Genomic DNA, 25,271 nt, shown 5'->3' with positions numbered 1-25,271 from the left:
CAACAGGCTTCACGGGATGCCGATCAGCTTGTGGGTCTGGAGGCTCAGGCGCCAGCGCGGATGCGCCAGGCAGAAGGCGATCGCGGCTTCGGTGGCGCGCGCGCGACCGGGGCCGTCCATCGGCTGAATGAAGAAACGTTCGAACTCCAGCGCTTCGAACTCCCGCGGGTCCAGGCCGGGCTGGGGGAACACCAGTTTCAGTTCCTGCCCTCGCCGCGCGCGCAAATCGGCGCCCGCCTTGGGGCTGACGCAGAGCCAGTCGACCCCAGGCGGCGGCGCCAGCGTCCCATTGCTCTCCACCGCGACGAAGAAGCCTTCGTCATGGGCGGCGGCGATCAGCGCGGGATCGAGTTGCAACAAGGGTTCGCCGCCGGTGAAGACCACGCAGCGGCCCTCCCTGCCCTCGCCCCAGGTTTCGGCAAGTCGGCGGGCGAGCGCTTGCGCATCGGCGAACTTGCCGCCGCCCCCGCCATCGGTTCCGACGAAATCGGTGTCGCAGAAGTCGCAAATCGCGGCGGCGCGGTCCTCCTCGCGACCGCTCCACAGGTTGCAGCCGGCAAAACGGCAGAACACGGCCACCCGCCCCGCCTGGCCGCCTTCGCCCTGCAGGGTCTTGAACATTTCCTTGACGCTATAGGCCAAGACGCGCCCTCGCCACATTGGCGTGAATTGATTGGCTCGCCAAAAGATTCACGCTTGGAATTCTACATTCTAGCAGGATTTTGACGCCGGAACCGGCGGCCGCCTTTCAGAGGTCCTGCTCAGCAATCGGCGGGGAAGCCGCCCGCGAAAACGATTTCCTCGATTTTCTTGCGCCGGTTGGGCTTTTCGAAAGCCCGGCGCTCCTCCGGCAGCAGCAACGGGTCGCCGCGCTTGCCGATCGCGATCATGGCTTCGAGTTTCAGGCTCTCGGGCGCTCCGGCCGCGGCGCGGGCAAGGTCATGGTCGAAGCCGCCCATGGCGCGCGTGCTCCAGCCCAGAAGCGCCGCCTGGAAGGCGAGGCTCGCCCAAGCCGCGCCGGTATCGAAGGAGGAGGAGCCGGACACGCGCGGTTCGCTCCCGCCCTCCGGCGTGAATGCGGCTTTGCTGGCGACCAGCGCCAGCGCCGACGCCTTGGAGGCCCAGACCCGGTTGGAATCGCTCAGGCAGGCATGAAATTTGTCGAATGCGGGCTTGCCGCGCCGCGCATAGGCGAAGCGCCAAGGCTGCGAATTATTGCTCGATGGCGCAAAACGCGCCGCCTCGAACAAGGCGAACAGCACCTTGTCCGGGATCGGCTCGCCGGTCATGGCGCGCGCCGACCAGCGGCCGATGAACAGCGACGAGACCGGCGTTCCGGCGGCGCGTTCGCCCGCCTGCGAGACGAGGGAGACAAGCAAGGGATTAGGCTCTGACATCAAGGCGTTCCGAGATTTGCGTTCCGCGATTGTCGCGGACCTGGTTCCCATCCGGCGCCGGTCGCGCGCGGACATTGCTGGCGCGGCCTTGACGATGACCGCAGACAATGCGGCGATTTTGTAATTTAATCCGAATTGACGCCACCTTACTCGCGAGAAAACCGTGACCGCCCTTTTTGTCGGACATTCCTACATCGATATGACGATGATCACCGATGACATGCCTACCGGCGACGAGAAATCCGTCGCCACGGATTACGCTGTCTCTTTCGGCGGCAATGCGGTCACCGCCGCCTTCGCCTGCGCCAAGCTCGGGATCCAGACCGACCTCCTCACGACCATGTCCGACGATTGGCTCGGCCAGATGTTCTGGGAAATGGCGCACAAATACGGGGTGTCGATCTATCCACGCAAGGTCGAGCGCTCGTCGCTTTCCTTCGTCCTGCCCAAGGGCGGCAAGCGCGCCATCCTGCGCGCCCGCGACAACAAATATCTGCGGCCTTTCATGAAGCTCGACGTGTCGAGCTACCAGGCCCTGCACCTCGACGGCCACCAGGCCGACGCCGCGCTCTTTTACGCCAAGGCCTTCCGCCAGCGGGGCCTGCTGACGTCGCTGGACGGCGGCGCCGTGCGCAGCAATACCGAAGAAGTGCTCCACAATACGGACGTGGCGGTGGTGGCCGAAGCCTTCTGCGAGCAACTCAAGCTGACCGCGCTCGATACGCTCGCCTATCTGGCCGCGCGCGGGGTCAAGATCGCGGCGGTCACCGAGGGCGAGCATGGCCTTTTGTGGAGCGACGAGAACGGGCTGATCTCGCGCATGCCGGCGCTTCCGGTGCCGTCGGAAAAAGTCATCGACACTTCGGGCGCCGGCGACGTCTTTCACGGCGCTTATCTCGCATCATATTTGCGTAATCGCACCGGGCGCTGGGCGGATCATTTCGATTTCGCCCGCGCCGCCTCCGCCTTCAAGGTCCAGCATCTCGGCAACGAGGCCGGCCTGCCGGCGGAAAGCGACATCGCCGAAATGCAACGCCTTTACGGCGAAAGCGCGGTTGCAATATGATCGGCGCGGCCGCCACGCCGGAGGGCCTGAATTAATACCTGTCGCAAAGAGGCGGAATCATGTCGCGCGTCTTCATCCCCACCCTGTTCTCGTTGGCCGGTCTCTGCGCCATGGCGGACACGGCGCAAGCGCAGACCAGAACATGCCAAAGCGAAATCACCCGCCTTCAGGCCCTGGTCGACCGGGCCGAGGCCGGCGGAGCGCCGGTGACGGACATGAGCGAGGGCGCCTTCGCCACCATGCACCATCAGCCGACGGCCGCCAGCGTGCTCGCCGCGGACAAGGACGCCATGGCCAGGGCCAAATCCTCGCTCGACCGCGCGCGCAAATTTCAGGCGCAGGGCAAGGACGCCGCCTGCCTCAAGGCGCTGGACGAAATCCCGTTCTGACGCTTTAGCCTTACAGCCCCGCCCAGGCCAGGGCGCCGCCGCTGACCGGTTCGCGGACGCCGGTTGTGCTCGGGAAGGTCAGCGGCAGCCCCTTGACCGAGCGCACCGCGAGAAAGGCGAAGGCCTGGGCTTCGATCGCCTGCGAGGCCCAGCCGAAATCCTCGGCGCAGCGCACGGCGCAGGGCGCGTGGTCGCCGAGCGCCCGGACGATGGCCGGATTGCGCGCGCCGCCGCCGCATAAAACAATCATGCGCGGCGGTTCGGGCAAAAAGGGCAAATGGGCGAGTATGGCGCGGGCGGTGAAGGCGGCAAGCGTCGCCGCGGCGTCGGGCGTCGACAAAGCCGCGACCGGCGCGGCCGAAAAAGCGTTGCGATCGAGCGATTTCGGCGGCTTCTGCGCGAAAAACGGATTGGCGAGCAGGACATCGAGCGCGCCCTCGTCCACCTTGCCCGAGAGCGCGCAGGCGCCGTCGGCGTCCATCGCCGCGCCGGTGCGGGCGCGCATCAGGTCGTCGAGCAAAGCGTTGCCCGGCCCGGCGTCGCAGGCGATCGGGTCCTGCCCGTCCGCCACATAGGTCAGATTGGCGACGCCGCCGATATTGACGAAAAGCAGGGGCAGGACGGCGCCCGAGGCTTCGGCCAGGGCGCGGTGATAGACCGGCACCAGCGGCGCCCCCTGCCCTCCAGCGGCCATGTCCGCCGCACGCAGATCATAGGCGACATCTATGCCGACGGCGCGGGCCAGAGCGGCGCCGTCGCCGATCTGCACGGTCAGGCCCCGGTCGGGACGATGCAGCACGGTCTGGCCATGGAAGCCGATGAGATCGACCGTTTCCGACCTGACGCGCTCGCGCGCCAGAAAATCGTGGATCGCCTCGATGTGGCGGCGGGTGACCAGATCCTCGGCCGGCTTGAGCGGACCGGGCCGGTCGTCGCGGCCGACGAGATATTTCGCGGCGTCGACCGCCGAGCGCAGCATCGCGCGCTCCCCGTCCGAAAAGGGATAGGACGCCACCGGACCGAATTTCAATGTCTGCCGGCCGTCGGTCTCCAGAAAGGCGAGATCGACGCCATCCATGGACGTGCCCGTCATTGCGCCGATGGCGCGGAAGATTTTCGGCATTGCAAACCCCGCCGGGAACCTCAACCCTTATCTTTAGGCGCAGGCTAACCCCAAATGGCGGGAAAGGCGAACATGATCGAGCTGTTTTACTGGCCGACCCCAAATGGTCACAAGATCACTATTTTCCTCGAGGAATCCGACCTTTCCTACCAATTGCGCCCCGTCAACATCGGCGCCGGCGACCAGTTCAAGCCCGACTTCCTGAAAATCTCGCCCAACAACCGCATGCCGGCGATCATCGACCATGCCCCGGCCGCTGGCGGCGCGCCGCTTTCCGTTTTCGAATCCGGCGCCATTCTTCAATATCTCGCCGAAAAGTCCGGAAAATTCCTCCCTCAGGCCCCGCGCGAAAAATATGCCGTCCTGCAATGGCTGTACTGGCAGATGGGCGGCCTCGGCCCGATGGCGGGGCAGAACCATCATTTCGCGATCTACGCCCCGGAGAAACTGCCCTACGCCATCGACCGCTATGTGAAGGAGACCAACCGCCTCTACGGCGTGCTCGACCGCCAGCTCGCCAAGACCCGAGACCAGGGCGGCTTCATCGCCGGGGCCTATTCCATCGCCGACATGGCGAGCTATCCGTGGATCGTACCCTGGAAACAGCAGGGCCAGAACCTCGACGAATTCCCCGACCTGCGCCGCTGGTTCGATACGATCCGCGCCCGGCCCGCGGTGCAGCGCGCCTATGAGATCGGCGATCGCATCCGGCCGCCGGAGCCGATGAGCGAGGAGGCGAAAAAGGTCCTGTTCGGCCAGACGGCTGAGAACACCCGGGCGAAAGCCTGACGAAACGCGGTCCGAAGGCGTTCCGATGTTCTATGAAACCGACCGGCGCGACCGCGCCCTTCTGCCGCATGACCCGTTCAAGGCCATGGTCGCGCCGCGGCCGATCGGCTGGATTTCCACGCGCGGCCTTTCCGGGGCGGTGAATCTCGCGCCCTACAGTTTCTTCAACGCCATCGGCGGCGCGCCGCCGCTCATCGCCTTTTCGAGCGAAGGCGCCAAGGACAGCGCGACTTTCGCCGAAGAGAGCGGCGAATTCGTCTGGAATCTGGCGACCTTTCCCCTGCGCGACGCAATGAATGCGACGTCCGCCTCCCTGCCGCGCGGAAAAAGCGAATTCGAACACGCCGGGCTCGCGAGCGCGCCCGGCGTGAAAGTGAAGGCGCCGCGCGTGGCGGCGAGTCCATGCAGCCTGGAATGCATGGTGACTGAAATCGTTCGGCTCAAGGATATTTCCGGCCAGCCGATGGGCGCGATCCTGACCATCGGCCAGGTTGTCGGCGTCCATCTCGACGAGGCTTTCATCCGCGACGGCAGATTCGACCTCGTCGCCGCCCAGCCGATCCTGCGCTGCGGCTATGCGGCGGATTACGCGACCATCGGAGCCTTGTTCCAGATGGCGCGACCAGGGTGATCGGCGCTCAGTGCAAAAGGCCGAGGCCGAGCACGCCGATGATGATCAGGTAAAACGCGACGATATAATTGAGGAGGCGGGGCGCGATCAGGATCAGGACGCCCGCGATCAGGGCGACGCCCGGCTGAAGATGTGTGATCGATAAATGCATGCCTTGAACTCCGGATTGGGACGTCTGCTGACGCTTACGGTATGAACGCCGCCGAAACGTTTCTGTACGATGCCGGTTGGATTCGTTGTTGGACGCCTCGGGCGGAGGCGCCGAAAGCGCCGCTATCCCCCGATCACGCTCGTAATCACCTGGCCGTCCCGGTTGATCTGGAGCTTCCAGACATAGGGATTTCCGCCGGCGACGCGCTGCAGGTCGCGGGTGTTGTGGATTTTCTCGCCGTTCAGCGAAAGAACGATATCGCCCTTCTGGACGCCCACGACCGATGCCGGAGTGTCGTCCGCGACGCCGATTACCGCCACGCCTTCATGGGCGTGAGCGATCGAGAATTCCTCGATCGTCGCCGGCGAAATATTGACCACCGTGGCCCCGGAGAAGGGCGACGAGCCGACGATGGTGAGCTGATCGCGAGGCGGACGCTCCGGCGCCGCCATCAGCTTCAGGGGTACGACCAGCTTCTTGCCGTCGCGCAGAATCGAGAGGGACGCCAAACCGCCGATCGGCTTGGCGCCGAGGCGATAGCCGACGCTGCCCGAATCGTAAACCTCCTTGCCGTCCACCGCGGTGATGACGTCGCCCTGGCGCAGTCCGCCTTCGGCCGCCGGCCCCTTCGGATCGACATCGGTGACCAGCGCGCCGGTCGGACGGTCGAGCCCAAGGGAATCGGCGATGTCGCGGTTCAGGTTCTGCAGACTCGCCCCGAGCCAGGGCCGATGGACTTCCTTGCCGCCCGCCCTGGCCGTGGCCACCACGTCCTTGACCATATTGACCGGAATGGCGAAGCCGATGCCGACCGAGCCGCCCGACTGTGAGAAGATCGCGGAATTGATGCCGATCAGCCGACCGTCGATACCGACCAAAGCGCCGCCGGAATTGCCGGGATTGATGGCGGCGTCGGTCTGGATGAAGAAGCCGTAATCGGAAATGCCGATCTCGGTGCGCGCCAGAGCCGAAATGATGCCCTGGGTCACGGTCTGGCCCACGCCGAAGGGATCGCCGATGGCCAGCGCGATGTCGCCGACTTGAAGCGTGTCCGAATCGCCCATTTCCAGCACGGGAAAGGTGGCGTCCTTGGGGGCCTTGATGCGCAGGATCGCGAGGTCGCTGCGCGGGTCGCGCAGCAGGATTTCCGCAGGAAATTCGCGGCGGTCCGACAGCGCGACCTTCACGTCGGTCATATTCGCGATGACGTGATTATTGGTCACCACGAGGCCTGACGGATCGACGATCACGCCCGAGCCGAGCGATTGGGCGGTCGCGCCGCCGGATCTTTGGCGATCGCCGAAAAAGCGACGGAAAATCGGATCGTCGAACAGGGGATTGCGCGGCCGGTTCCGTTCGACGCGCTGCGCATAGACATTGACGACCGCCGGCGCCGCCTTCTTCACCACCGGCGCGAAGCTCAGCTTGATCTGCGCGGCCGATTGCGGAACCACGCGCGATTCTTCCGCGCGCGATGGCGCGGACAGCGCGAGCGCGAGCCCGAGCGCGGCTAGAACGATGCGAGCGGACAGCAATTTGATCGGCGCCATGCGATTCCCCGGTTGAGTCGTCGGAATATAGGCGCGCGTTTGCCAATGAAAAAGGGCGACCGAATGGCCGCCCTTTGCGCGAAAGTTGTCGGAACTATTCCGCCGCTTCAGCCGGAGCGGCGCCCGCGCCCTTGGCGTTGACGTCGCGATCGACGAATTCGATCACCGCCATGGCGGCATTGTCGCCGTAGCGGAAGCCGGCCTTGAGCACGCGGGTATAGCCGCCATTGCGCTCCTTGTAACGGGGCCCAAGCACATCGAACAGCTTCCTCACCAGATCCACGTCCTTGATCTGGGCGATGGCCTGGCGGCGGGCATGCAGATCGCCGCGCTTGCCGAGCGTCACCAGCTTTTCGACCACCGGACGCAAATCCTTGGCCTTGGGCAGAGTGGTCACGATCTGCTCATGCTTGATGAGCGCCTGCGACATATTGGCGAACATCGCCTTGCGATGCTCGGCGGACCGATTGAAACGGCGTTTGGAACGACCGTGATACATGTGGCTTCTCCATATTGATTACGGCCGCCGTGCCAAGGAACGGCCGTCCTGTGCTTTGCCCTGGCGGGCGGCGAACCCGGCCCCGTTTCAGGGCCGTGGTAAAACTCAATAATGCTCCTCGAAGCGCTTCGCGAGCTCGTCGATATTCTCCGGCGGCCAGCCCGTGACTTCCATGCCGAGGTGCAGGCCCATCTGCGCCAGCACTTCCTTGATCTCGTTGAGTGACTTGCGGCCGAAGTTCGGCGTGCGCAGCATTTCCGCTTCGGTCTTCTGGATCAGGTCGCCGATATAGACGATATTGTCGTTCTTCAGGCAGTTGGCCGAACGGACCGACAGCTCCAGCTCGTCCACCTTCTTGAGCAGCGCCGGGTTGAAGGCGAGTTCGGGGATCGACGGCGCGTGCTCCTCGCGCTTCGGCTCCTCGAAATTGACGAAGACATTGAGCTGGTCCTGCAGGATGCGGGCAGCGAAGGCCACCGCGTCCTCCGGCGAAAGGGAGCCGTTGGTTTCGACCTGCATGGTCAGCTTGTCATAGTCGAGCACCTGGCCCTCGCGGGTCGGCTCGATCTTGTAGGAAACCTTCTTGACCGGCGAATAGATCGAATCGACCGGAATCAGCCCGATCGGGGCGTCCTCGGCGCGGTTGCGATCGGCTGGAACATAGCCCTTGCCGGTGTTGACGGTGAATTCCATGCGGATTTCCGCGCCCTCGTCGAGGGTGCAGAGCGGCAGGGTCGGGTTGAGCACCGCAATGTCGCCGGTCACGCCGATGTCGCCGGCATAGACCACGCCGGGGCCGACCTTTTTGAGGGTCATGCGCTTGGGGCCATCGCCATGCATCTTGATGGCCACGTCCTTGATGTTCAGGACGATGTCGGTGACGTCCTCGCGCACGCCGGGGATCGACGAAAACTCGTGCAGCACGCCGTCGATATGGACGGAAGTGATGGCGGCGCCTTGCAGCGACGACAGCAGAATGCGGCGCAAAGCATTGCCGAGGGTCAGCCCGAAGCCGCGCTCGAGCGGTTCGGCCACCACGGTCGCGACCCTTTTGGGGTCATCGCCGGAAGTGACCTGCAGCTTGTTCGGCTTGATGAGTTCTTGCCAGTTCTTCTGAATCATCTCGTTTCTTCCTTCGGCCGCCGGGCATATCGGTTCGTCAACCATGGCGCCGGGGCCGTTTGTCAGGAAAACACGCGACGCCTCCGTCGAGGCCTCGCGCGGCCTTCAAAAAATCAGACGCGCCGGCGCTTGCGCGGACGGCAGCCGTTATGCGGGATCGGGGTCACGTCGCGGATCGAGGTGACGGTAAAGCCCGCCGCCTGGAGCGCGCGGAGCGCCGATTCACGGCCCGAACCGGGGCCGGACACTTCGACTTCCACAGTGCGCATGCCGTGTTCGGCCGCCTTGCGGGCGGCGTCCTCGGCGGCCATCTGCGCCGCATAGGGCGTGGATTTGCGCGAGCCCTTGAAACCCATCGTGCCGGCCGAAGACCAGGAGATGGTATTGCCCTGGGCGTCGGCAATGGTGATCATCGTGTTGTTGAACGAGGAATGAACATGGGCGACGCCGGAGGCGATGTTCTTGCGCTCCCTGCGGCGAACGCGGGTGTTGTCCTTGGCCATTCTTTTTCAGTCCTTCTGGCGCGTCCGTAATTCCAGACGCTGGGGTGAGCGGGCGCTATAATGCAAAACGCCCTTATGATCATCCGATCGACGGGCGCTCTAAACGAGCGCCCCGCGGATATCGAAGCCGCGAGGCCCCGAACCTTATTTCTTCTTGCCGGCGATCGGCTTGGCCTTGCCCTTGCGGGTGCGGGCGTTGGTGTGGGTGCGCTGGCCGCGAACCGGGAGCTGGCGGCGATGGCGCAGGCCGCGATAGCAGCCGAGATCCATCAGGCGCTTGATGTTCATCGCGACTTCGCGGCGCAGGTCGCCTTCCACCATATAGTCGCGGTCGATGGTTTCACGAATCTGCAGAACTTCGGCGTCGGTGAGTTCGTTCACCCGGCGCGCGGCTGGAATATTGACCTTTTCGCAGATCTCTTCCGCCTTCTTCGAGCCGATGCCATGGATGTACTGAAGCGCGATGACGACGCGCTTGTTGGTCGGAATATTGACGCCGGCTATACGAGCCATTCTTCTCTCCATATCGGGCCGTGCGGCCCAGGGTTCGCCCGCGTCCGGTGGAGGCCGGCCCTTGCGGGAATTGGGAACTTCCGGGGTACAGAAAAACAGCGCTCCAGCCTTTTCAAGCCGGAGCGCGGAGTGAAGCCGATCCCATATAACGGCGACGGCTTTCCGTCAACCGCTCTTCAGGAAATTTTTACTTGCCGAGAATGGCGTCGATCTCGGCGGTGACGGCGTCGATCGCCGCCATGCCGTCCACCGTGCGCAATTCGCCGACCGAGCGGTAATAGTCGGAAACCGGCGCGGTCAGTTCGTGATATTGCGCCAGTCGCTTCTTGAAACTCTCAGGATTGTCGTCGGCGCGGACAGCTCCGCCCGCCGCAACCGTCTCCTTGGCGCGGTTTTCGATGCGCGACAACAGGATCTGGTCGTCAACGACCAGTTCAATCACCGCGTCGAGCTCCTTGTGATGGCGCTTGAGCATGGCGTCGAGCGCTTTGGCCTGGGCGACCGTGCGCGGAAAGCCGTCGAGAATGAAGCCCTTGGCGCAATCAGGCTCCGCGATGCGCCCCTCGATGATGCCGACGACGATTTCGTCGGACACCAAGCCGCCCGATTCCATGACCGCCTTGGCCTGCAGGCCGATCGGCGTTCCCGCCTTGACCGCCGCACGCAGCATGTCGCCGGTGGAAAGCTGCGGAATGCCATATTTCTGTTCCAGCCGCGACGACTGGGTTCCCTTGCCGGCCCCGGGCGGTCCGAGCAGAATCAGCCTCATTTCTTCTTCCCCCTGAGTTTGGCCTTTTTAACCAGCCCCTCATACTGCTGCGCCTGGAGATAGCCGTGAATTTGCGCAACCGTATCCATCGTGACGCTCACCACGATCAGCAGTGAGGTCCCGCCGAAATAGAACGGAAGCGCAAATTGGGAAATGAGCATTTCGGGTAGGAGGCAGATCAGCGCCAGATAGCCGGCGCCGAGAACCGTGATTCGAGTCAGGATGTGGTCGATGTAATGGGCGGTGCGATCGCCAGGACGCACGCCCGGGATGAAGCCGCCATGCTTCTTCAGATTGTCCGCCGTCTCGACTGGATCGAACACGATCGCGGTGTAGAAGAAAGCGAAGAAAACGATCAGCGCCACATACATGAACATGTACGCCGGCCGGCCGTGGCCGAGATAGGTCGCGAGAAAACCGAGCACGCCCCCGGCCCCGCCATTCGCCGCGAAATTCGCGATCGTGGTCGGCAGCAGCAGCAGCGAGGAGGCGAAGATCGGCGGAATGACACCCGAAGTGTTCAGCTTGAGCGGCAGGAATGAGGTCTGCCCCTCATAGATGCGGTTGCCCTGCTGGCGCTTCGGATATGTGATCAGCAGGCGGCGCTGGGCGCGCTCCATGAAGACGATGAAGGCCACCACCGCCAAGGACATGACCAGCAGGCCGAGCAGAACCAAAGGCGAGATCGCGCCCTGGCGCGACAGCTCCAGGGTGTTGCCGATGGCCGCCGGGAAAGCCGCGACAATGCCGGCGAAAATGATGAGCGAAGAACCGTTGCCGACGCCGCGCGACGTGATCTGCTCGCCCAGCCACATGAGGAAGAGAGTCCCACCCGTCAGGGTCAGCACGGTAGAGACGCGGAAGAACCAGCCCGGATCGGTCACGACATTGGCCTGGCCCTCAAGCCCGACCGCGATGCCATAGGCCTGGAACACCGCGATCACCACGGTGAGATAGCGGGTATATTGGTTCATGACCTTGCGGCCCTGCTCGCCTTCCTTCTTGAGCTGCTCGAGCGAAGGAATGACGGAGGTCATCAACTGCACGATGATAGAGGCCGAGATATAGGGCATAATGTTCAGCGCGAAGATCGCCATGCGCTGGACGGCCCCGCCCGCGAACATGTTGAACATTTCCAGCACGCCCTGCTGATGGCTCTGGAAATGTGCGGAGAAGGCGGCGGGATCGATGCCGGGCAGCGGAATATAGGTGCCCAGGCGATAGACGATCAGGGCGCCGAGCGTGAACCAGATCCGCTTCTTGAGCTCCTCGGCTTTGCCGAAGGCCGCAAAATTGATGTTAGCCGCAAGCTGTTCAGCTGCCGAGGCCATATTGTCGCTCCAGGATGCGCATGGGGCGCATGAGAGTTGGGCGGACGCCGCCCCGCCAGGGAGTTGAAAGAAACGGGGCGGAGACTCGTCGTCCGCCGCCCCGTGTAAATCTTCGCTACGGCAAAATCACGCCCTTTTCGACGAAATTTGCCGCAAAAAATTTCAGGCGCCGGCCGTTTCGACGGCTGCCGGAAGCTTGATCGCGCCGCCAGCCTTCTCGATCGCGGCAACCGCCGATTTCGACGCGGCGGCGACCTCGAAGGTCAGCTTGGCGGTCAATTCGCCGTTGCCGAGGATCTTCACGCCGTCGCGCGGCTTGGAGATCACGCCGGCGGCGAGCAGGGTTTCGAGCGTCACGGGCGCATTGGCGTCGAGCTTGCCGGCTTCGACGGCCTGCTGGATGCGACCGAGATTGACTTCATTGTAATCCACGGAGAAGGGATTCCAGAAGCCGCGCTTGGGCAGACGGCGATGCAGGGGCATCTGGCCGCCTTCGAAACCCTTGATGGCGACGCCGGTGCGGGCCTTCTGGCCCTTGACGCCGCGGCCGCCGGTCTTGCCCTTGCCGGAGCCGATGCCGCGGCCGACCCGCATGCGCTCCTTGGAGGCGCCGGGATTGTCGGAAATGCCGTTGAGCTTCATGTGCGTCGCTCCCTTCAGGCTTCGACGCGCACGAGATGCGCGACTTTTTCGATCATGCCGCGAATGGCGGGCGTGTCCTTCAACACCGCCTTGCGGCCGATCTTGTTGAGCTTGAGGCCGACGAGGGCCTGGCGCTGATGGGCCGGACGGCCGATCGGGCTCTTGGTCTGAACGACCGTGATGGTCTTGGCTTCAGTCATGGATCGCTCCTCCCTCAGCCTTCGGCCGTTCCATCCTCGCCGCCGGGGCGACGGGATTGCAACACCGAAACCTTCAAACCGCGGCGCGCGGCGACGGAGCGGGGCGAATCCTCGGCCTTCAGCGCGTCGAAGGTGGCGCGGATCATGTTGTAGGGGTTCGACGAGCCCTGCGACTTCGCGACCACGTCATGGACGCCCAGGGTCTCGAACACGGCGCGCATCGGGCCGCCGGCGATGATGCCGGTGCCGGCAGGCGCCGCGCGCAGAATGACGCGGCCCGCGCCATGGCGGCCGTTGACGTCATGATGCAGCGTACGGCCTTCGCGAAGCGGCACGCGGATCAGGCCGCGTTTGGCCGATTCGGTCGCCTTCCGGATGGCTTCCGGCACTTCGCGCGCCTTGCCATGGCCGAAGCCGACCCGACCCTTCTGGTCGCCGACGACGACGAGCGCGGCGAAGCCGAAACGGCGGCCGCCCTTCACGACTTTCGCGACGCGATTGATGTGGACCAGACGATCCACGAATTCGCTGTCGCGTTCTTCATCCCTGCGATCGCGCCCGCGACCGCCTTCACCTTCACGAGCCATTTTTCTGTCCGTCACTTGCGCGGGACGTTCTGCCGAACGCCCGCTCGCTGGGATTGCTCAAAGCCTGAGCCCGGAACGCCAGGCGTCCCGGGCGAAGGCTTTGAGCTGTTAAACCGGCGGGATTCCCGCCGATCAGAACTGCAGACCTCCTTCGCGCGCGCCTTCGGCCAGAGCCTTGACGCGGCCGTGGTACATATAGGCGCCGCGATCGAACACCACCTCGGTGACGCCCGCCGCGACCGCGCGCTCGGCGAGCAATTTGCCGATCGTCTTTGCAGCCTCGACATTGGCGCCGGTCTTGAGCGCGGCGCGATTGTCCTTCTCCAGCGTGGACGCCGAAGCGACGGTGACGCCCTTCTCGTCGTCGATGACCTGAGCGTAGATCTGCTTCGACGAACGGAAGACCGACAGCCGCGGCTTGCCATAGGCGCGGGCGCGGAGGGTGCGGCGAACGCGCGCCTTGCGGCGGCTTTCGGAGGATTTATCCTGAGCCATGACGCGGGTTCCTTACTTCTTCTTGCCTTCCTTGCGGAAGATGAATTCGCCGGCATATCTGACGCCCTTGCCCTTATAGGGCTCGGGGCCGCGATAATCGCGGATTTCGGCGGCGACCTGGCCGACCTGTTTCTTGTCGATGCCGGTGATGGTGATTTCCGTCGGCTTCGGCGTCGCGATCGCGATGCCCGCCGGTATCGGATAACTGATGTCGTGGCTATAGCCGAGCGACAATTGCAGGTTCTTGCCCGCGACCGCCGCCTTGTAGCCCACACCGGTGATTTCGAGCTTCTTCTCGAAGCCCGAGGTCACGCCGACCACCAGATTGTTGATCTGGGCCCGCGCCGTGCCCCAAAGCGCGCGCGCGCGCTTGGTTTCAAAGCGGGGGTCGACCTTGATCTGGTTGTCGTTCATTTCAACCTGAACGTCGTCATGGACGACGAAGGACAGTTCGCCCTTGGCGCCCTTGACGGAGACCTTCTGGCCCTCGACCTTGGCGGTGACGCCGGCCGGGACGGCCACGGGCTTCTTGCCGATACGAGACATGGTTTGCTCCTCCTCGTCTTCGGATCAGAAGACCGTCGCGAGCACTTCGCCGCCGACATTGGCGTCGCGCGCGGCATGATCCGCGAGAACGCCCTTCGGGGTCGAAATGATCGCAATGCCAAGGCCGTTGGCGACACGCGGCAGTGCGCCCACCGCCGCATAGACGCGGCGGCCGGGCTTCGAGACGCGGCTGATTTCGCGGATGACCGGCTGACCGTCGAAATATTTCAACTCGATTTCGAAATCGGTGCGGCCGTTGCCATATTCCGTGACGCTGTAGCCGCGGATATAGCCCTCGTCCTTCAGCACGTCGAGGACATGAGCGCGCAGGCGCGACCCCGGCGTGGAGACGGAAGACTTGCGACGCATCTGGGCGTTGCGAATACGGGTGAGCAGATCGCCCACAGGATCATTGATCGCCATGTCGGTCTCCTTACCAGCTCGACTTCACCAGGCCCGGGATCAGTCCCTTGGAGCCCAGTTCGCGAAGCGCAATGCGCGACATCTTCAGCTTGCGGTTATAGGCGCGCGGACGGCCCGTCACCTCGCAGCGGTTACGCACGCGGTTGATGCAGGAATTGCGCGGCATTTCCGCGAGCTTCAAGGTCGCCTCGAAGCGCTCTTCCACGCTGAGCGAGCGGTCTTTGGCGATCGCGCGCAGGCGCAGGCGCTTGGCGCCCTTCTGCACCGCGAGCATCGCTCGCTTCTTGTTGTTCTCGATCTTGCTTTTCTTGGCCATGGATTACCTCTGGTCTCCGCGTTTGAGGACGAGCCTCACTGCCGGAACGGGAAGTTGAACGCGCGCAGAAGAGCGCGCGCCTCGTCGTCGGTCTTGGCCGTGGTGCACACAATGACGTCCATGCCCACAACCGTGTCGACCTTGTCGTAGTCGATTTCCGGGAACACCAGGTGCTCCTTGATGCCCATGGCAAAATTGCCGCGACCGTCGAACGACTTCGGATTCAGGCCGCGGAAGTCGCGAACGCGCGGCAGCGCGACCGTCACCAGGCGGTCCAGAAATTCGTACATGCGGGTCTTGCGCAAAGTGACCTTGGCGCCGATCGGCATGTTCTCGCGCACCTTGAAGGTCGAGATCGCCAAGCGGGCGCGGGTGATCACCGGCTTCTGGCCGGCGATGAGCGCAAGATCGGCGGCCGCGGTCGTCACCTTCTTGGTGTCGTTGACGGCTTCGCCGACGCCCATGTTGAGGACGATCTTCTCGATCGACGGAACCTCGTTCGGATTCTTGTAGCCGAACTCCTCGATCATCTTGGGACGCACGACTTCATCGTAGTGCTTGCGCATCCGCGCGACATAGCCCTCGGGCGCGCCGGCGACCGCGCCGGCGGCGGCGACGGATTCGACGCCCTTGGCCTTCTCGGCCTTCTCGGCGCCCTTCTTGGGGGTCTTCGCCTCAGCCATCGATCATTTCTCCGGAACGCTTGGCGACGCGGACCTTGCGGCCATCGTCGAGAGTCTTGAAGCCGACGCGGGTCGCCTTGCCGTCCTTCGGATCGGCAATCGCGATGTTCGACAGTTGGATCGGCGCTTCCTTGGAAACGATGCCGCCTTCCTGGGTCTGGGTCTGTTTCTGGTGACGCTTCACCATGTTGACGCCCTGGACCACGGCCTTGCCGTCCTTCGGAAACACGAAGGTCACTTCGCCCTTGCGGCCCTTGTCGCGGCCCGCGATCACGACGACCTTATCGCCCTTCTTGATCTTCGCGGCCATTACAGCACCTCCGGCGCGAGCGAAATGATCTTCATGTGGTTCTTGGCGCGCAATTCGCGCGGAACCGGTCCGAAGATGCGGGTGCCCACGGGCTCTTTCTGGTTGTTGATGAGGACGGCGGCGTTGGTGTCGAAACGGATCACCGAACCGTCGGGGCGCTTGATGTCCTTGGCGGTGCGCACGACGACCGCCTTCATCACATCGCCCTTCTTCACGCGCCCGCGCGGAATCGCTTCCTTCACGGACACGACAATAATATCGCCAACGCCTGCATATTTGCGCTTGGAGCCGCCAAGCACCTTGATGCACATCACACGGCGCGCGCCGGAATTATCGGCGACGTCGAGAGCCGTTTGCATCTGAATCATGGCTTCGAGCCTTTCCCTCAGATCGGTTTCCGTCCGGGTTCATTCCCGTTCGGACTACGCCTGATACGGCTCCCTTCCGGGAATCCGTATTCCGCTTGCGCGGTCCTCCCTAAGTCCGGGGATTTCCGCACGATTCATTTTCGCAGCACCGCGGATCGCGATCCCGCGCAAATCCCTGAAAAAGGAAGCGAGTGCGCTTCCTCCTTCATTTCGACTCAAAAATCAAGCCTTGGCTTCGTCTTTCACAACGATCCAGCGCTTCAATTTCGAAATCGGACGGGTCTCCTCGATGGAGACCATGTCACCCACCTTGAATGCGCCCGCCTCGTCATGGGCGTGGTAGTTCTTGGTGCGGCGCACCGTCTTTTTCAGCAGCGGATGGGTGAAGCGGCGCTCCACCTTCACCACGAGAGTCTTTTGCTGCTTGTTGCTGACGACGACGCCCTGGAGAATTCTCTTCGGCATGGCAAAACCTTATTTCTTGGCGGCGTCGCGCTTACGCGCAGCGATCGTCTTGACGCGCGCGACCTCGCGGCGCACGACGCGCACGCGCGACGTATTTTCGAGCTGGCCGGTCGCCTTCTGAAAGCGCAGGTTGAACTGCTCCTTCTTCAGCTTCAGCAGCTCGTCGTTGAGTTGATCGTCCGACATGGCCTTGAGGTCGGACAGGCGCTGTTGGTTCTTCATCCTCTCGTCCTCACTCGGCGATGCGTTCGATGAAACGCGTCTTGATCGGCAGCTTCGCCGCGGCAAGCGCGAAGGCTTCGCGGGCGAGCGGCGCCGGGACGCCGTCGATCTCGAACATGATGCGGCCGGGGGCGACGCGCGCCGCCCAGAATTCCGGCGAGCCCTTGCCCTTGCCCATACGCACTTCGGTCGGCTTCGAGGAGACCGGGACGTCAGGGAAGATGCGGATCCAGACACGGCCGGCGCGCTTCATATGGCGAGTCATCGCGCGGCGCGCCGCTTCGATCTGGCGGGCGGTGACGCGCTCCGGCTCGAGCGCCTTCAGGCCGAATTGGCCGAAGGCGAGCTCAAACCCGCCCTTCGACACGCCTTTGATGCGGCCCTTGAAGGCCTTGCGGAATTTGGTGCGCTTGGGTTGCAGCATGGTTCAAACTCTCAAGCTCTGTCAGTGCGCGCCGCGCGGTTCGCGCGGTTCGCGACGCTCACGCCGTTCACGGCGATCGTGCGAATGGTCGCCGCCGATCTCATTGGCGCGGCGCTCCTGCGCCATGGGGTCGTGCTCCAGGATTTCGCCCTTGAAGATCCACACCTTGATGCCGCAGGCGCCATAGGCCGTATGGGCGGTGGCGACGCCGTAATCGACGTCGGCGCGCAGGGTGTGGAGCGGCACGCGACCTTCGCGATACCATTCGAGACGGGCGATTTCCGCGCCGCCGAGACGGCCGGAGCAGTTGATGCGGATGCCTTCGGCGCCGAGACGCATGGCCGACTGCACGGCGCGCTTCATGGCGCGGCGGAAGGCGACGCGGCGTTCGAGCTGCTGCGCGATGGATTCCGCGACCAGGGTCGCGTCGATTTCCGGCTTGCGGACCTCGACGATATTGATCGCGACTTCGCTCGCGGTGAGCTTCGCCACCATCTTGCGGATCTTGTCGATGTCGGCGCCCTTCTTGCCGATCACCACGCCCGGGCGGGCGGAATGAACGGTGACGCGGCACTTCTTGTGCGGGCGCTCGATCACGATCTTGGACACAGCCGCCTGCTTCAACGCCTTCATCAGCGTGTCGCGGATGGCGAAATCCTCATGCAGCAACTTGCCGTATTCGCCCTTGTTGGCGAACCAGCGCGAGTCCCACGTCCGGTTCACGCCCAGACGAAGACCGATCGGATTAACTTTCTGTCCCATCGTTCTCTCCTCAGGCCTGGGCCGAAGCTTCGACTTCGCGTACGACGATCGTCAGATTGGCGAAAGGCTTCTCGACGCGGCCGGCGCGGCCGCGAGCGCGGGCGTGGAAACGCTTCATCACCAGAGCCTTGCCGACATAGGCTTCGGCCACGACGAGATCGTCCACGTCCAGGTCGTGGTTGTTCTCGGCATTGGCGATCGCGCTCTCCAGCGTCTTCTTGACGTCGAGGGCGATGCGCTTATGCGAGAAGGTCAGGTCGGCGAGCGCGCGATCGACCTTCTTGCCGCGAATGAGCTGGGCGAGGAGGTTGAGCTTCTGCGGGCTGACGCGGATCATGCGGCAGACCGCCTTGGCCTCGTTATCCTTGAGCGCGCGGGGATTCTTTTCCTGCGACATGTCAGCCCCTCCTCGCCTTCTTGTCGGCCGCGTGGCCATGGAAGGTCCGGGTCGGCGAGAACTCGCCGAATTTGTGGCCGATCATGTCCTCCGTCACCTGCACCGGCACATGCTTGTGGCCGTTGTAGACGCCGAAGGTGAGGCCGACAAATTGCGGCAGAATGGTCGAGCGGCGGCTCCAGATCTTGATGATCTCGCCACGTTTGGCGGACTGCGCGGCCTCCGCCTTTTTGAGAAGGTAACCGTCGACGAACGGACCCTTCCAGATCGAGCGCGACATTGGGTTAGCCCTTCTTCTTCGCCTTGTGACGCGAGGTCACGATGAATTTCGTGGTGGTCTTGTTGGACCGGGTCTTCTTGCCCTTGGTCGGCTTGCCCCAGGGAGTGACCGGATGACGGCCGCCCGAGGTGCGGCCTTCGCCGCCGCCGTGGGGGTGATCGACCGGGTTCATGACCACGCCGCGGTTATGCGGACGGCGACCCAGCCAACGCTGCCGGCCGGCCTTGCCGATCGACGTGTTCATGTGGTCGGGGTTCGACACCGCGCCGACGGTCCCATAGCATTGGCCATGGACCAGACGCTGCTCGCCCGAGTTCAGGCGCAGGATGACATAACCCTGGTCGCGGCCGACGATCTGCGCATAGGAGCCGGCCGAACGGGCGATTGATCCGCCCTTGCCGATCTTCAGCTCGACATTGTGCACGATCGTGCCCACGGGAATCGCCGACAACGGCATGGCGTTGCCGGGCTTCACGTCGACCTGGGCGCCCGACACCACCGTGTCGCCCGCCGCGAGCCGCTGCGGCGCGATGATGTAGGACTGCTCGCCGTCCCCATAGGTGATGAGGGCGATGAAGGACGTGCGGTTCGGATCGTACTCGATCCGCTCGACCTTGGCCGCGCCTTCCTTGCGCCGCTTGAAATCGACGACACGATAGGCCTGTTTGTGGCCGCCGCCACGGAACCGGACGGTGATGCGGCCGGTGTTGTTGCGGCCGCCGGCGGAGGACTGGCCCTCCGTCAGTTTCTTGATTGGCTTGCCCTTGTAGAGCTCGCCGCGATCGACGATCACGAGCTGGCGAAGGCTCGGCGTGATCGGCTTGAACGTTTTAAGCGCCATCTGCCTGTTTCCTTACCTCAGCTCAGAGCCCGGTGGTGACGTCGATCTTGTGGCCTTCGGCCAAAGTGACGACCGCGCTCTTGACGTCGGAACGCACGCCGCGCGTTCCCTTGAAGACTTTCTTCTTGCCCTTGCGGACGAGCGTGTTGACAGCCTCGACCTTGACGTCGAACAGGCGTTCGACGGCGGTCTTGATCTGCTCCTTGGTCGCGTCGGGACGGACCTTGAAAATGACCTTGTTCTGTTCGGACGCGATGGTGGCCTTTTCGGTGATGACCGGGGCGACGATCACGTCGTAGTGACGCGGATCCTGGCTCATTTGAAGCGCGCCTCCAGCGCATCGATAGCCGCCTTGGTCAGCACCAGCGTCTCGCGGCGGAGAATGTCATAGACGTTGATGCCCTGAACCGGCAGCACGTCGATCTGCGGAATGTTGCGCGCGGCGAGCGCGAAATTGGCCTGGACCTCGGCGCCGTCGATGATCAGCGCGTTCTTGAGCCCGATCTTGGCGAAATTGGCCTTGAGCGCGGCGGTCTTGGGCTCGGAGGCGCTGGCCGCGTCCCACACCAGGATGGCGCCGTCCTTGGCCTTGGCCGAGAGCGCGTGCTTGAGCGCCAGGGCGCGAACCTTCTTGGGCAAGTCATGCGCATGGGAGCGCACCACCGGGCCGAAGGCGCGACCGCCGCCGCGGAACTGCGGCACGCGGGCCGAGCCGTGACGGGCCGAGCCGGTGCCCTTCTGCTTGTACATCTTCTTGCCGGTGCGGGCGATTTCCGCGCGGTTCTTGACCGCATGGGTCCCGGCGCGGCGCTTGGCGAGCTGATAGCGCACCATGCGGGCGATCAGGTCCTGACGCGGCTCCAGACCGAAGATGTCGTCGTTGAGGTCGAGCGAGCCAGCGGTCTGGCCGTCGAAGGAGGTGATGTCGATCTTCACGGCTCAGGCCTCCGAAGAATTGGTTTCGGCGGGCGCAGCCTGTTCGGCGGGCGCAGCCGGCGTCTCGGCAGCTTCTTCAGCCTTGCCCTCGACAATACGGAACTTGCCGGGCTTGGGGGCCTCGGCCGGGAGGGCCTTCTTGACCGCATCGCGGATGAAGATCCAGTTGCCGGCGTGGCCGGGAACCGAGCCCTCGACCAGAACCAGGCCGCGCTCGACGTCGGTCTGCACCACCCGCAGGTTCTGGGTGGTGACGCGCTCGGCGCCCATGTGGCCAGCCATCTTCTTGTTCTTGAAGGTCTTGCCTGGGTCCTGACGGCCGCCGGTCGAACCATGCGAACGGTGTGAGACCGACACGCCGTGGGTGGCGCGCAGGCCGCCGAAGTTCCAGCGCTTCATCGCGCCGGCGAAGCCTTTGCCCAGGGTGGTCCCGGTGACGTCAACGAACTGGCCGACGACGAAATGGTCGGCGGTGATCTCGGCGCCGATCGGCAGCAGACCCTCCGCATCGACGCGGAATTCGGCAAGCTTCAGCTTCGGCTCGACATTGGCGACGGCGAAGCGGCCGCGCTCGGCCTTGGAGACGTTCTTGACCTTCGCGCGGCCGATGCCGAGCTGAACGGCGGTATAACCGTTCTTCTCCATCGTGCGATGCGCGACGACCTGAACGCCGTCGAGTTTCAAAACCGTGACCGGAACATGCTCCCCGCTGTCGGTAAAGACGCGGGTCATGCCGACCTTCTGTGCGATGACGCCTGAGCGCATTGTTTCTTTCCCTTAAGGCGCGTTCACTGGGTAACGTTGACTTGGAAGAGGCGCCGCGAGCCGTTATAAAAACGTCTCGGAACTGACTTAGAGCTTGATCTCGACATCGACGCCGGCAGCAAGGTCGAGCTTCATCAGAGCATCGACAGTCTGCGGAGTCGGGTCGACGATATCGAGAACCCGCTTATGGGTGCGGATTTCGAACTGTTCGCGCGACTTCTTGTCGACATGGGGCGAACGGTTCACCGTGAACTTCTCGATCCGGGTCGGCAGCGGGATCGGCCCACGCACCTGAGCGCCCGTGCGCTTGGCCGTGGAGACGATTTCCTTCGTCGACGTATCGAGAATCCGATGATCGAACGCCTTGAGGCGGATGCGGATATTCTGGCCGTTCATTGATTGAATCCCTTGGGGTCCGGCGCCGGAAAGCCCAGCGCCGGCGCATCCAGCCTGATTACTCGATGATCGAAGCGACGACGCCCGCGCCGACGGTGCGGCCGCCTTCGCGGATGGCGAAGCGCAGCTTCTCTTCCATCGCGATCGGAACGATCAAAGCCACCGTCATCGTGACATTGTCGCCCGGCATCACCATTTCCGTGCCTTCCGGCAGGGTCACGATGCCGGTCACGTCCGTGGTGCGGAAATAGAACTGCGGACGATAGTTCGTGAAGAACGGCGTGTGGCGGCCGCCCTCTTCCTTGGTCAGGATGTAGGCCTCGGCCTTGAACTTGGTGTGGGGCTTCACCGAGCCGGGCTTGCACAGAACCTGGCCGCGCTCGACGTCCTCGCGCTTGGTGCCGCGCAGCAGACAGCCGACGTTGTCGCCCGCCTGGCCCTGGTCGAGCAGCTTGCGGAACATTTCGACGCCGGTCACCGTGGTCTTGATGGTCGGACGCAGGCCGACGATCTCGACTTCCTCGCCGACCTTGATGATGCCGCGCTCAACGCGCCCGGTCACCACCGTGCCGCGGCCCGAGATCGAGAACACGTCTTCGACCGGCATCAGGAAGGGCAGATCGACCGGGCGCTCCGGCTGCGGAATATAGTCGTCAACCGTCTCCATCAGCTTCAGGATGGCGTTGCGGCCAAGCTCCGGATCGCCATTGTCGAGCGCGACCTTCGCCGAGCCCTTGGTGATCGGAATGTCGTCGCCAGGGAATTCGTACTTCGACAGCAGTTCGCGAACCTCAAGCTCGACCAGCTCCAGAAGCTCCGGATCGTCAACGAGATCGACCTTGTTCAGGAACACGACCAGCGCTGGAACGCCGACCTGACGGGCGAGAAGAATATGCTCGCGGGTCTGCGGCATCGGGCCGTCGGCCGCCGAAACCACCAGGATCGCGCCGTCCATCTGCGCCGCGCCGGTGATCATGTTCTTCACATAGTCGGCGTGCCCGGGGCAGTCGACGTGGGCGTAATGGCGCTTCGCGGTCTCATATTCGACATGCGCCGTCGAAATCGTAATGCCGCGCGCCTTTTCTTCCGGCGCCTTGTCGATCTGGTCGTAAGCCGTGAAGGTCGCGCCGCCCGTCTCCGCCAGAACCTTGGTGATCGCCGCCGTCAGCGACGTCTTGCCGTGGTCAACGTGACCAATCGTCCCGATGTTGCAGTGCGGCTTCGTGCGCGAAAATTTTTCCTTGGCCATGGCCTGGACTCCTCAAAAGTTTCTCAGATGCTTCAGGCGTATTTCGCCTGAACCTTGGCGGCCTCGTTGGCCGGCACCTGCTCGTAGTGGTCGAATTGCATGGTGAAGTTCGCGCGGCCCTGGGTGAAGGACCGCAACTGATTGACGTAGCCGAACATATTGGCGAGCGGCACCATGGCGTTGATGACATTGGCGTTGCCGCGCATGTCCTGCCCCTGGATCTGGCCGCGCCGCGAGTTCAGGTCGCCGATGACCGAGCCGGTATATTCTTCCGGGGTCACCACTTCGACCTTCATGATCGGCTCAAGCAGAACCGAACCGCCCTTCTGCAGCGCCTCGCGGGTGGCGGCGCGCGACGCGATTTCGAAGGCGAGAACCGACGAGTCGACGTCGTGGAAGGCGCCGTCAATCAGGGTCGCCTTGACGTCCACCACCGGGAAGCCGGCGAGAATGCCCGCGCCCATGACCGACTGGATGCCCTTGTCGACGCCGGGAATATATTCCTTCGGCACCGCGCCGCCGACGATCTGGCTCTCGAACACATTGCCCGCGCCCGCCTCGTTCGGCTCGAACACGATCTTGACGCGCGCGAACTGGCCGGTGCCGCCGGTCTGCTTCTTGTGGGTGTAATCGATTTCCGCGCGCTTGGAGAGACGCTCGCGATAGGCGACCTGGGGCGCGCCGATGTTGGCGTCCACCTTGTAGGTGCGCTTCAGGATGTCGACCTTGATGTCGAGATGGAGTTCGCCCATGCCCTTCAGGATGGTCTGGCCCGATTCCTGATCGGTCGAGACGCGGAAGGACGGATCCTCGGCGGCGAGCTTCGACAGCGCGATGCCGAGCTTTTCCTGGTCAGCCTTGGACTTCGGCTCGATCGCGATCTCGATGACCGGATCGGGGAATTCCATGCGCTCCAGAATGACGGGCTTCAGCGTATCGCAGAGCGTGTCGCCGGTGCGGGTGTCCTTGAGGCCGGCGAGCGCGACAATGTCCCCCGCGAAGGCTTCCTTGATGTCCTCGCGGTTGTTGGCGTGCATGAGCAACATGCGGCCGACGCGCTCTTTCTTGTCCTTGGTCGAGTTCAGGACGGTCGTGCCCGATTCCACCTTGCCGGAATAGACGCGGCAGAAGGTGATGGTGCCGACGAAGGGGTCGTCCATGATCTTGAAGGCGAGCATGGAGAAAGGCTCGGAATCCGACGGATGGCGAACCATTTCCTCGCCGGTGTCCATGTCCACGCCCTTGATCGCCTCGCGATCGAGCGGCGACGGCAGGAAGTCGACGACGGCGTCGAGCAGCGGCTGCACGCCCTTGTTCTTGAAGGCCGAGCCGCAGAAAACCGGATGGAACGTAATGTTCTTGACCGCAAGACGGATCAGACGCTTCAGCGTCGCCTCGTCCGGCTCCTTGCCGTCGAGATAGTCGCCCATGGCGTCGTCGTCGAGTTCGACGGCGGCCTCGATCATGATCTGGCGATATTCCTCCGCCTGCTCCTTGAGCTCGGCAGGGATTTCCTCGTCATGATATTTGGCGCCGAGACCTTCGTCGTCCCAGACCACCGCCTTCATGCGGATCAGGTCGATCAGGCCCTTGAAGTTCGACTCCGAGCCGATCGGCAGCTGGATGCAGACCGGACGGCCGCCGACGCGAGTCTTGATGTCGTCGACGCATTTGAAGAAATCGGCGCCGATCTTGTCCATCTTGTTGACGAACACGATACGCGGCACATTGTACTTGTCGGCCTGGCGCCAGACGGTTTCCGTCTGCGGCTCGACGCCCTGGTTGCCGTCCAGCACGCAGACCGCGCCGTCGAGCACGCGCAAGGAACGCTCGACCTCGATGGTGAAGTCGACGTGCCCAGGGGTGTCGATGATGTTCAGGCGCTTGCCGTTCCAGAAGGTGGTGGTCGCGGCGGACGTGATGGTGATGCCGCGCTCCTGCTCCTGCTCCATCCAGTCCATCGTCGCGGCGCCTTCATGCACCTCGCCGATTTTGTGCGACTTGCCGGAGTAATAGAGGATGCGTTCGGTCGTCGTGGTCTTGCCCGCGTCGATGTGGGCCATGATGCCGAAGTTGCGGTAGTCTTCGATCTGATGACTGCGCGGCATGGTCGAAATTCCTTGGCTTGGCT

Annotated in this window: 38 protein-coding genes; 4 read left to right on the top strand and 34 right to left on the bottom strand. The window is 63.7% G+C overall.

Annotated features, from left to right (window positions below; all coding sequences use genetic code 11):
• Positions 1 to 9: 9 nt before the first annotated feature.
• On the bottom strand, positions 10 to 642 hold the full coding sequence (queE, locus tag K2U94_RS09365; RefSeq protein ID WP_243066952.1) for a 7-carboxy-7-deazaguanine synthase: 633 nt from the start codon (positions 640 to 642) through the stop codon (positions 10 to 12).
• A 119-nt stretch (positions 643 to 761) separates the two neighbouring features.
• Entirely contained in the window at positions 762 to 1,397 is a 636-nt protein-coding gene (locus tag K2U94_RS09360; protein ID WP_243066951.1) for a nitroreductase family protein, read from the bottom strand.
• Positions 1,398 to 1,560: 163 nt separating this feature from the next.
• Here K2U94_RS09360 and K2U94_RS09355 point away from each other — a divergent pair, with 163 nt between their 5' ends.
• Positions 1,561 to 2,463 carry a PfkB family carbohydrate kinase gene (locus K2U94_RS09355; protein ID WP_243066950.1) on the top strand — a complete coding sequence of 301 codons (903 nt, stop codon included), beginning with the start codon at positions 1,561 to 1,563 and terminating at the stop codon, positions 2,461 to 2,463.
• Between the two features lie 59 nt (positions 2,464 to 2,522).
• Positions 2,523 to 2,852, top strand: a complete 330-nt coding sequence (locus tag K2U94_RS09350; protein WP_243066949.1) for a hypothetical protein — start codon at positions 2,523 to 2,525, stop codon at positions 2,850 to 2,852.
• A 10-nt stretch (positions 2,853 to 2,862) separates the two neighbouring features.
• On the opposite strand, the gene K2U94_RS09345 is transcribed toward K2U94_RS09350, so the two are convergent.
• Positions 2,863 to 3,975 carry an anhydro-N-acetylmuramic acid kinase gene (locus tag K2U94_RS09345; RefSeq protein ID WP_243066948.1) on the bottom strand — a complete coding sequence of 371 codons (1,113 nt, stop codon included), beginning with the start codon at positions 3,973 to 3,975 and terminating at the stop codon, positions 2,863 to 2,865.
• Positions 3,976 to 4,047: 72 nt separating this feature from the next.
• On the opposite strand from K2U94_RS09345, the gene K2U94_RS09340 reads away from it, so the two are divergent.
• On the top strand, positions 4,048 to 4,764 hold the full coding sequence (locus tag K2U94_RS09340; RefSeq protein ID WP_243066947.1) for a glutathione S-transferase N-terminal domain-containing protein: 717 nt from the start codon (positions 4,048 to 4,050) through the stop codon (positions 4,762 to 4,764).
• A 25-nt stretch (positions 4,765 to 4,789) separates the two neighbouring features.
• Positions 4,790 to 5,395 (top strand): flavin reductase family protein, encoded by a 606-nt coding sequence (locus K2U94_RS09335; RefSeq protein WP_243066946.1) that lies wholly within the window; start codon positions 4,790 to 4,792, stop codon positions 5,393 to 5,395.
• Between the two features lie 7 nt (positions 5,396 to 5,402).
• On the opposite strand, the gene K2U94_RS09330 is transcribed toward K2U94_RS09335, so the two are convergent.
• From K2U94_RS09330 to fusA, 31 genes are all read right to left on the bottom strand, one after another.
• The gene (locus tag K2U94_RS09330) at positions 5,403 to 5,546 is read right to left on the bottom strand and encodes a DUF3096 domain-containing protein (protein WP_243066945.1); all 144 of its coding nucleotides are present in this window, start codon (positions 5,544 to 5,546) and stop codon (positions 5,403 to 5,405) included.
• Positions 5,547 to 5,668: 122 nt separating this feature from the next.
• Positions 5,669 to 7,096 (bottom strand): DegQ family serine endoprotease, encoded by a 1,428-nt coding sequence (locus K2U94_RS09325; RefSeq protein ID WP_243066944.1) that lies wholly within the window; start codon positions 7,094 to 7,096, stop codon positions 5,669 to 5,671.
• A gap of 94 nt (positions 7,097 to 7,190) precedes the next feature.
• Positions 7,191 to 7,595, bottom strand: a complete 405-nt coding sequence (rplQ, locus tag K2U94_RS09320; RefSeq protein ID WP_243066943.1) for a 50S ribosomal protein L17 — start codon at positions 7,593 to 7,595, stop codon at positions 7,191 to 7,193.
• A gap of 105 nt (positions 7,596 to 7,700) precedes the next feature.
• Positions 7,701 to 8,762, bottom strand: a complete 1,062-nt coding sequence (locus K2U94_RS09315) for a DNA-directed RNA polymerase subunit alpha (protein ID WP_425332512.1) — start codon at positions 8,760 to 8,762, stop codon at positions 7,701 to 7,703.
• A 68-nt stretch (positions 8,763 to 8,830) separates the two neighbouring features.
• Entirely contained in the window at positions 8,831 to 9,220 is a 390-nt protein-coding gene (gene rpsK, locus K2U94_RS09310; protein ID WP_184429257.1) for a 30S ribosomal protein S11, read from the bottom strand.
• A 144-nt stretch (positions 9,221 to 9,364) separates the two neighbouring features.
• Positions 9,365 to 9,733, bottom strand: a complete 369-nt coding sequence (rpsM, locus tag K2U94_RS09305; protein ID WP_243066941.1) for a 30S ribosomal protein S13 — start codon at positions 9,731 to 9,733, stop codon at positions 9,365 to 9,367.
• Positions 9,734 to 9,920: 187 nt separating this feature from the next.
• Complete coding sequence (locus tag K2U94_RS09300; RefSeq protein WP_243066940.1) at positions 9,921 to 10,502, bottom strand: adenylate kinase; 582 nt, start codon at positions 10,500 to 10,502, stop codon at positions 9,921 to 9,923.
• A complete protein-coding gene (gene secY / locus K2U94_RS09295; RefSeq protein WP_243066939.1) occupies positions 10,499 to 11,833 on the bottom strand; it encodes a preprotein translocase subunit SecY in 1,335 nt (444 codons plus the stop codon). Before secY ends, K2U94_RS09300 begins: the two co-directional genes overlap by 4 nt.
• A gap of 162 nt (positions 11,834 to 11,995) precedes the next feature.
• On the bottom strand, positions 11,996 to 12,475 hold the full coding sequence (gene rplO / locus K2U94_RS09290; RefSeq protein ID WP_243066938.1) for a 50S ribosomal protein L15: 480 nt from the start codon (positions 12,473 to 12,475) through the stop codon (positions 11,996 to 11,998).
• 14 nt (positions 12,476 to 12,489) lie between these two features.
• Positions 12,490 to 12,675, bottom strand: a complete 186-nt coding sequence (gene rpmD / locus K2U94_RS09285; protein ID WP_243066937.1) for a 50S ribosomal protein L30 — start codon at positions 12,673 to 12,675, stop codon at positions 12,490 to 12,492.
• A gap of 14 nt (positions 12,676 to 12,689) precedes the next feature.
• Positions 12,690 to 13,262 (bottom strand): 30S ribosomal protein S5, encoded by a 573-nt coding sequence (gene rpsE / locus K2U94_RS09280; protein ID WP_243066936.1) that lies wholly within the window; start codon positions 13,260 to 13,262, stop codon positions 12,690 to 12,692.
• A 132-nt stretch (positions 13,263 to 13,394) separates the two neighbouring features.
• The gene (rplR, locus tag K2U94_RS09275) at positions 13,395 to 13,757 is read right to left on the bottom strand and encodes a 50S ribosomal protein L18 (RefSeq protein WP_243066935.1); all 363 of its coding nucleotides are present in this window, start codon (positions 13,755 to 13,757) and stop codon (positions 13,395 to 13,397) included.
• Between the two features lie 12 nt (positions 13,758 to 13,769).
• On the bottom strand, positions 13,770 to 14,303 hold the full coding sequence (gene rplF / locus K2U94_RS09270; RefSeq protein ID WP_243066934.1) for a 50S ribosomal protein L6: 534 nt from the start codon (positions 14,301 to 14,303) through the stop codon (positions 13,770 to 13,772).
• A 24-nt stretch (positions 14,304 to 14,327) separates the two neighbouring features.
• Positions 14,328 to 14,726 (bottom strand): 30S ribosomal protein S8, encoded by a 399-nt coding sequence (gene rpsH, locus K2U94_RS09265; RefSeq protein ID WP_243066933.1) that lies wholly within the window; start codon positions 14,724 to 14,726, stop codon positions 14,328 to 14,330.
• 10 nt (positions 14,727 to 14,736) lie between these two features.
• On the bottom strand, positions 14,737 to 15,042 hold the full coding sequence (gene rpsN, locus K2U94_RS09260) for a 30S ribosomal protein S14 (RefSeq protein WP_243066932.1): 306 nt from the start codon (positions 15,040 to 15,042) through the stop codon (positions 14,737 to 14,739).
• A gap of 35 nt (positions 15,043 to 15,077) precedes the next feature.
• Positions 15,078 to 15,725, bottom strand: a complete 648-nt coding sequence (gene rplE / locus K2U94_RS09255; protein WP_425332511.1) for a 50S ribosomal protein L5 — start codon at positions 15,723 to 15,725, stop codon at positions 15,078 to 15,080.
• Positions 15,718 to 16,035 (bottom strand): 50S ribosomal protein L24, encoded by a 318-nt coding sequence (rplX, locus tag K2U94_RS09250; protein ID WP_243066931.1) that lies wholly within the window; start codon positions 16,033 to 16,035, stop codon positions 15,718 to 15,720. The genes rplE and rplX overlap by 8 nt, the downstream gene beginning before the upstream one ends.
• Entirely contained in the window at positions 16,035 to 16,403 is a 369-nt protein-coding gene (gene rplN, locus K2U94_RS09245; protein ID WP_155447600.1) for a 50S ribosomal protein L14, read from the bottom strand. The genes rplX and rplN overlap by 1 nt, the downstream gene beginning before the upstream one ends.
• 222 nt (positions 16,404 to 16,625) lie before the next feature.
• Positions 16,626 to 16,868, bottom strand: a complete 243-nt coding sequence (gene rpsQ, locus K2U94_RS09240) for a 30S ribosomal protein S17 (protein ID WP_243066930.1) — start codon at positions 16,866 to 16,868, stop codon at positions 16,626 to 16,628.
• A gap of 9 nt (positions 16,869 to 16,877) precedes the next feature.
• Positions 16,878 to 17,090: a 50S ribosomal protein L29 gene (gene rpmC, locus K2U94_RS09235; protein WP_243066929.1), complete on the bottom strand. Its 213-nt coding sequence runs from the start codon at positions 17,088 to 17,090 to the stop codon at positions 16,878 to 16,880.
• Positions 17,091 to 17,100: 10 nt separating this feature from the next.
• On the bottom strand, positions 17,101 to 17,514 hold the full coding sequence (rplP, locus tag K2U94_RS09230) for a 50S ribosomal protein L16 (protein WP_243066928.1): 414 nt from the start codon (positions 17,512 to 17,514) through the stop codon (positions 17,101 to 17,103).
• A gap of 21 nt (positions 17,515 to 17,535) precedes the next feature.
• Entirely contained in the window at positions 17,536 to 18,276 is a 741-nt protein-coding gene (rpsC, locus tag K2U94_RS09225; protein ID WP_243066927.1) for a 30S ribosomal protein S3, read from the bottom strand.
• Positions 18,277 to 18,286: 10 nt separating this feature from the next.
• Positions 18,287 to 18,673, bottom strand: coding sequence for a 50S ribosomal protein L22 (gene rplV, locus K2U94_RS09220; RefSeq protein WP_243066926.1), 387 nt, complete (start codon positions 18,671 to 18,673; stop codon positions 18,287 to 18,289).
• A gap of 1 nt (position 18,674) precedes the next feature.
• Positions 18,675 to 18,953: a 30S ribosomal protein S19 gene (rpsS, locus tag K2U94_RS09215; protein WP_243066925.1), complete on the bottom strand. Its 279-nt coding sequence runs from the start codon at positions 18,951 to 18,953 to the stop codon at positions 18,675 to 18,677.
• Between the two features lie 4 nt (positions 18,954 to 18,957).
• On the bottom strand, positions 18,958 to 19,794 hold the full coding sequence (gene rplB / locus K2U94_RS09210) for a 50S ribosomal protein L2 (protein ID WP_243066924.1): 837 nt from the start codon (positions 19,792 to 19,794) through the stop codon (positions 18,958 to 18,960).
• 22 nt (positions 19,795 to 19,816) lie between these two features.
• Positions 19,817 to 20,113, bottom strand: a complete 297-nt coding sequence (locus K2U94_RS09205; RefSeq protein WP_243066923.1) for a 50S ribosomal protein L23 — start codon at positions 20,111 to 20,113, stop codon at positions 19,817 to 19,819.
• Entirely contained in the window at positions 20,110 to 20,730 is a 621-nt protein-coding gene (rplD, locus tag K2U94_RS09200; protein ID WP_243066922.1) for a 50S ribosomal protein L4, read from the bottom strand. Before rplD ends, K2U94_RS09205 begins: the two co-directional genes overlap by 4 nt.
• A 3-nt stretch (positions 20,731 to 20,733) precedes the next feature.
• On the bottom strand, positions 20,734 to 21,495 hold the full coding sequence (gene rplC / locus K2U94_RS09195) for a 50S ribosomal protein L3 (RefSeq protein WP_243066921.1): 762 nt from the start codon (positions 21,493 to 21,495) through the stop codon (positions 20,734 to 20,736).
• 87 nt (positions 21,496 to 21,582) lie between these two features.
• Entirely contained in the window at positions 21,583 to 21,891 is a 309-nt protein-coding gene (gene rpsJ, locus K2U94_RS09190; RefSeq protein WP_085773755.1) for a 30S ribosomal protein S10, read from the bottom strand.
• A 58-nt stretch (positions 21,892 to 21,949) separates the two neighbouring features.
• Entirely contained in the window at positions 21,950 to 23,140 is a 1,191-nt protein-coding gene (gene tuf / locus K2U94_RS09185) for an elongation factor Tu (protein WP_243066920.1), read from the bottom strand.
• A gap of 32 nt (positions 23,141 to 23,172) precedes the next feature.
• Positions 23,173 to 25,248, bottom strand: a complete 2,076-nt coding sequence (gene fusA / locus K2U94_RS09180; RefSeq protein WP_243066919.1) for an elongation factor G — start codon at positions 25,246 to 25,248, stop codon at positions 23,173 to 23,175.
• Between the last annotated feature and the right edge of the window lie 23 nt (positions 25,249 to 25,271).

The organism is Candidatus Rhodoblastus alkanivorans (genome assembly GCF_022760755.1).
GTDB classification, from domain to species: domain Bacteria; phylum Pseudomonadota; class Alphaproteobacteria; order Rhizobiales; family Beijerinckiaceae; genus Rhodoblastus; species Rhodoblastus alkanivorans.
This window is presented reverse-complemented; position numbering and strand designations above follow the sequence as displayed.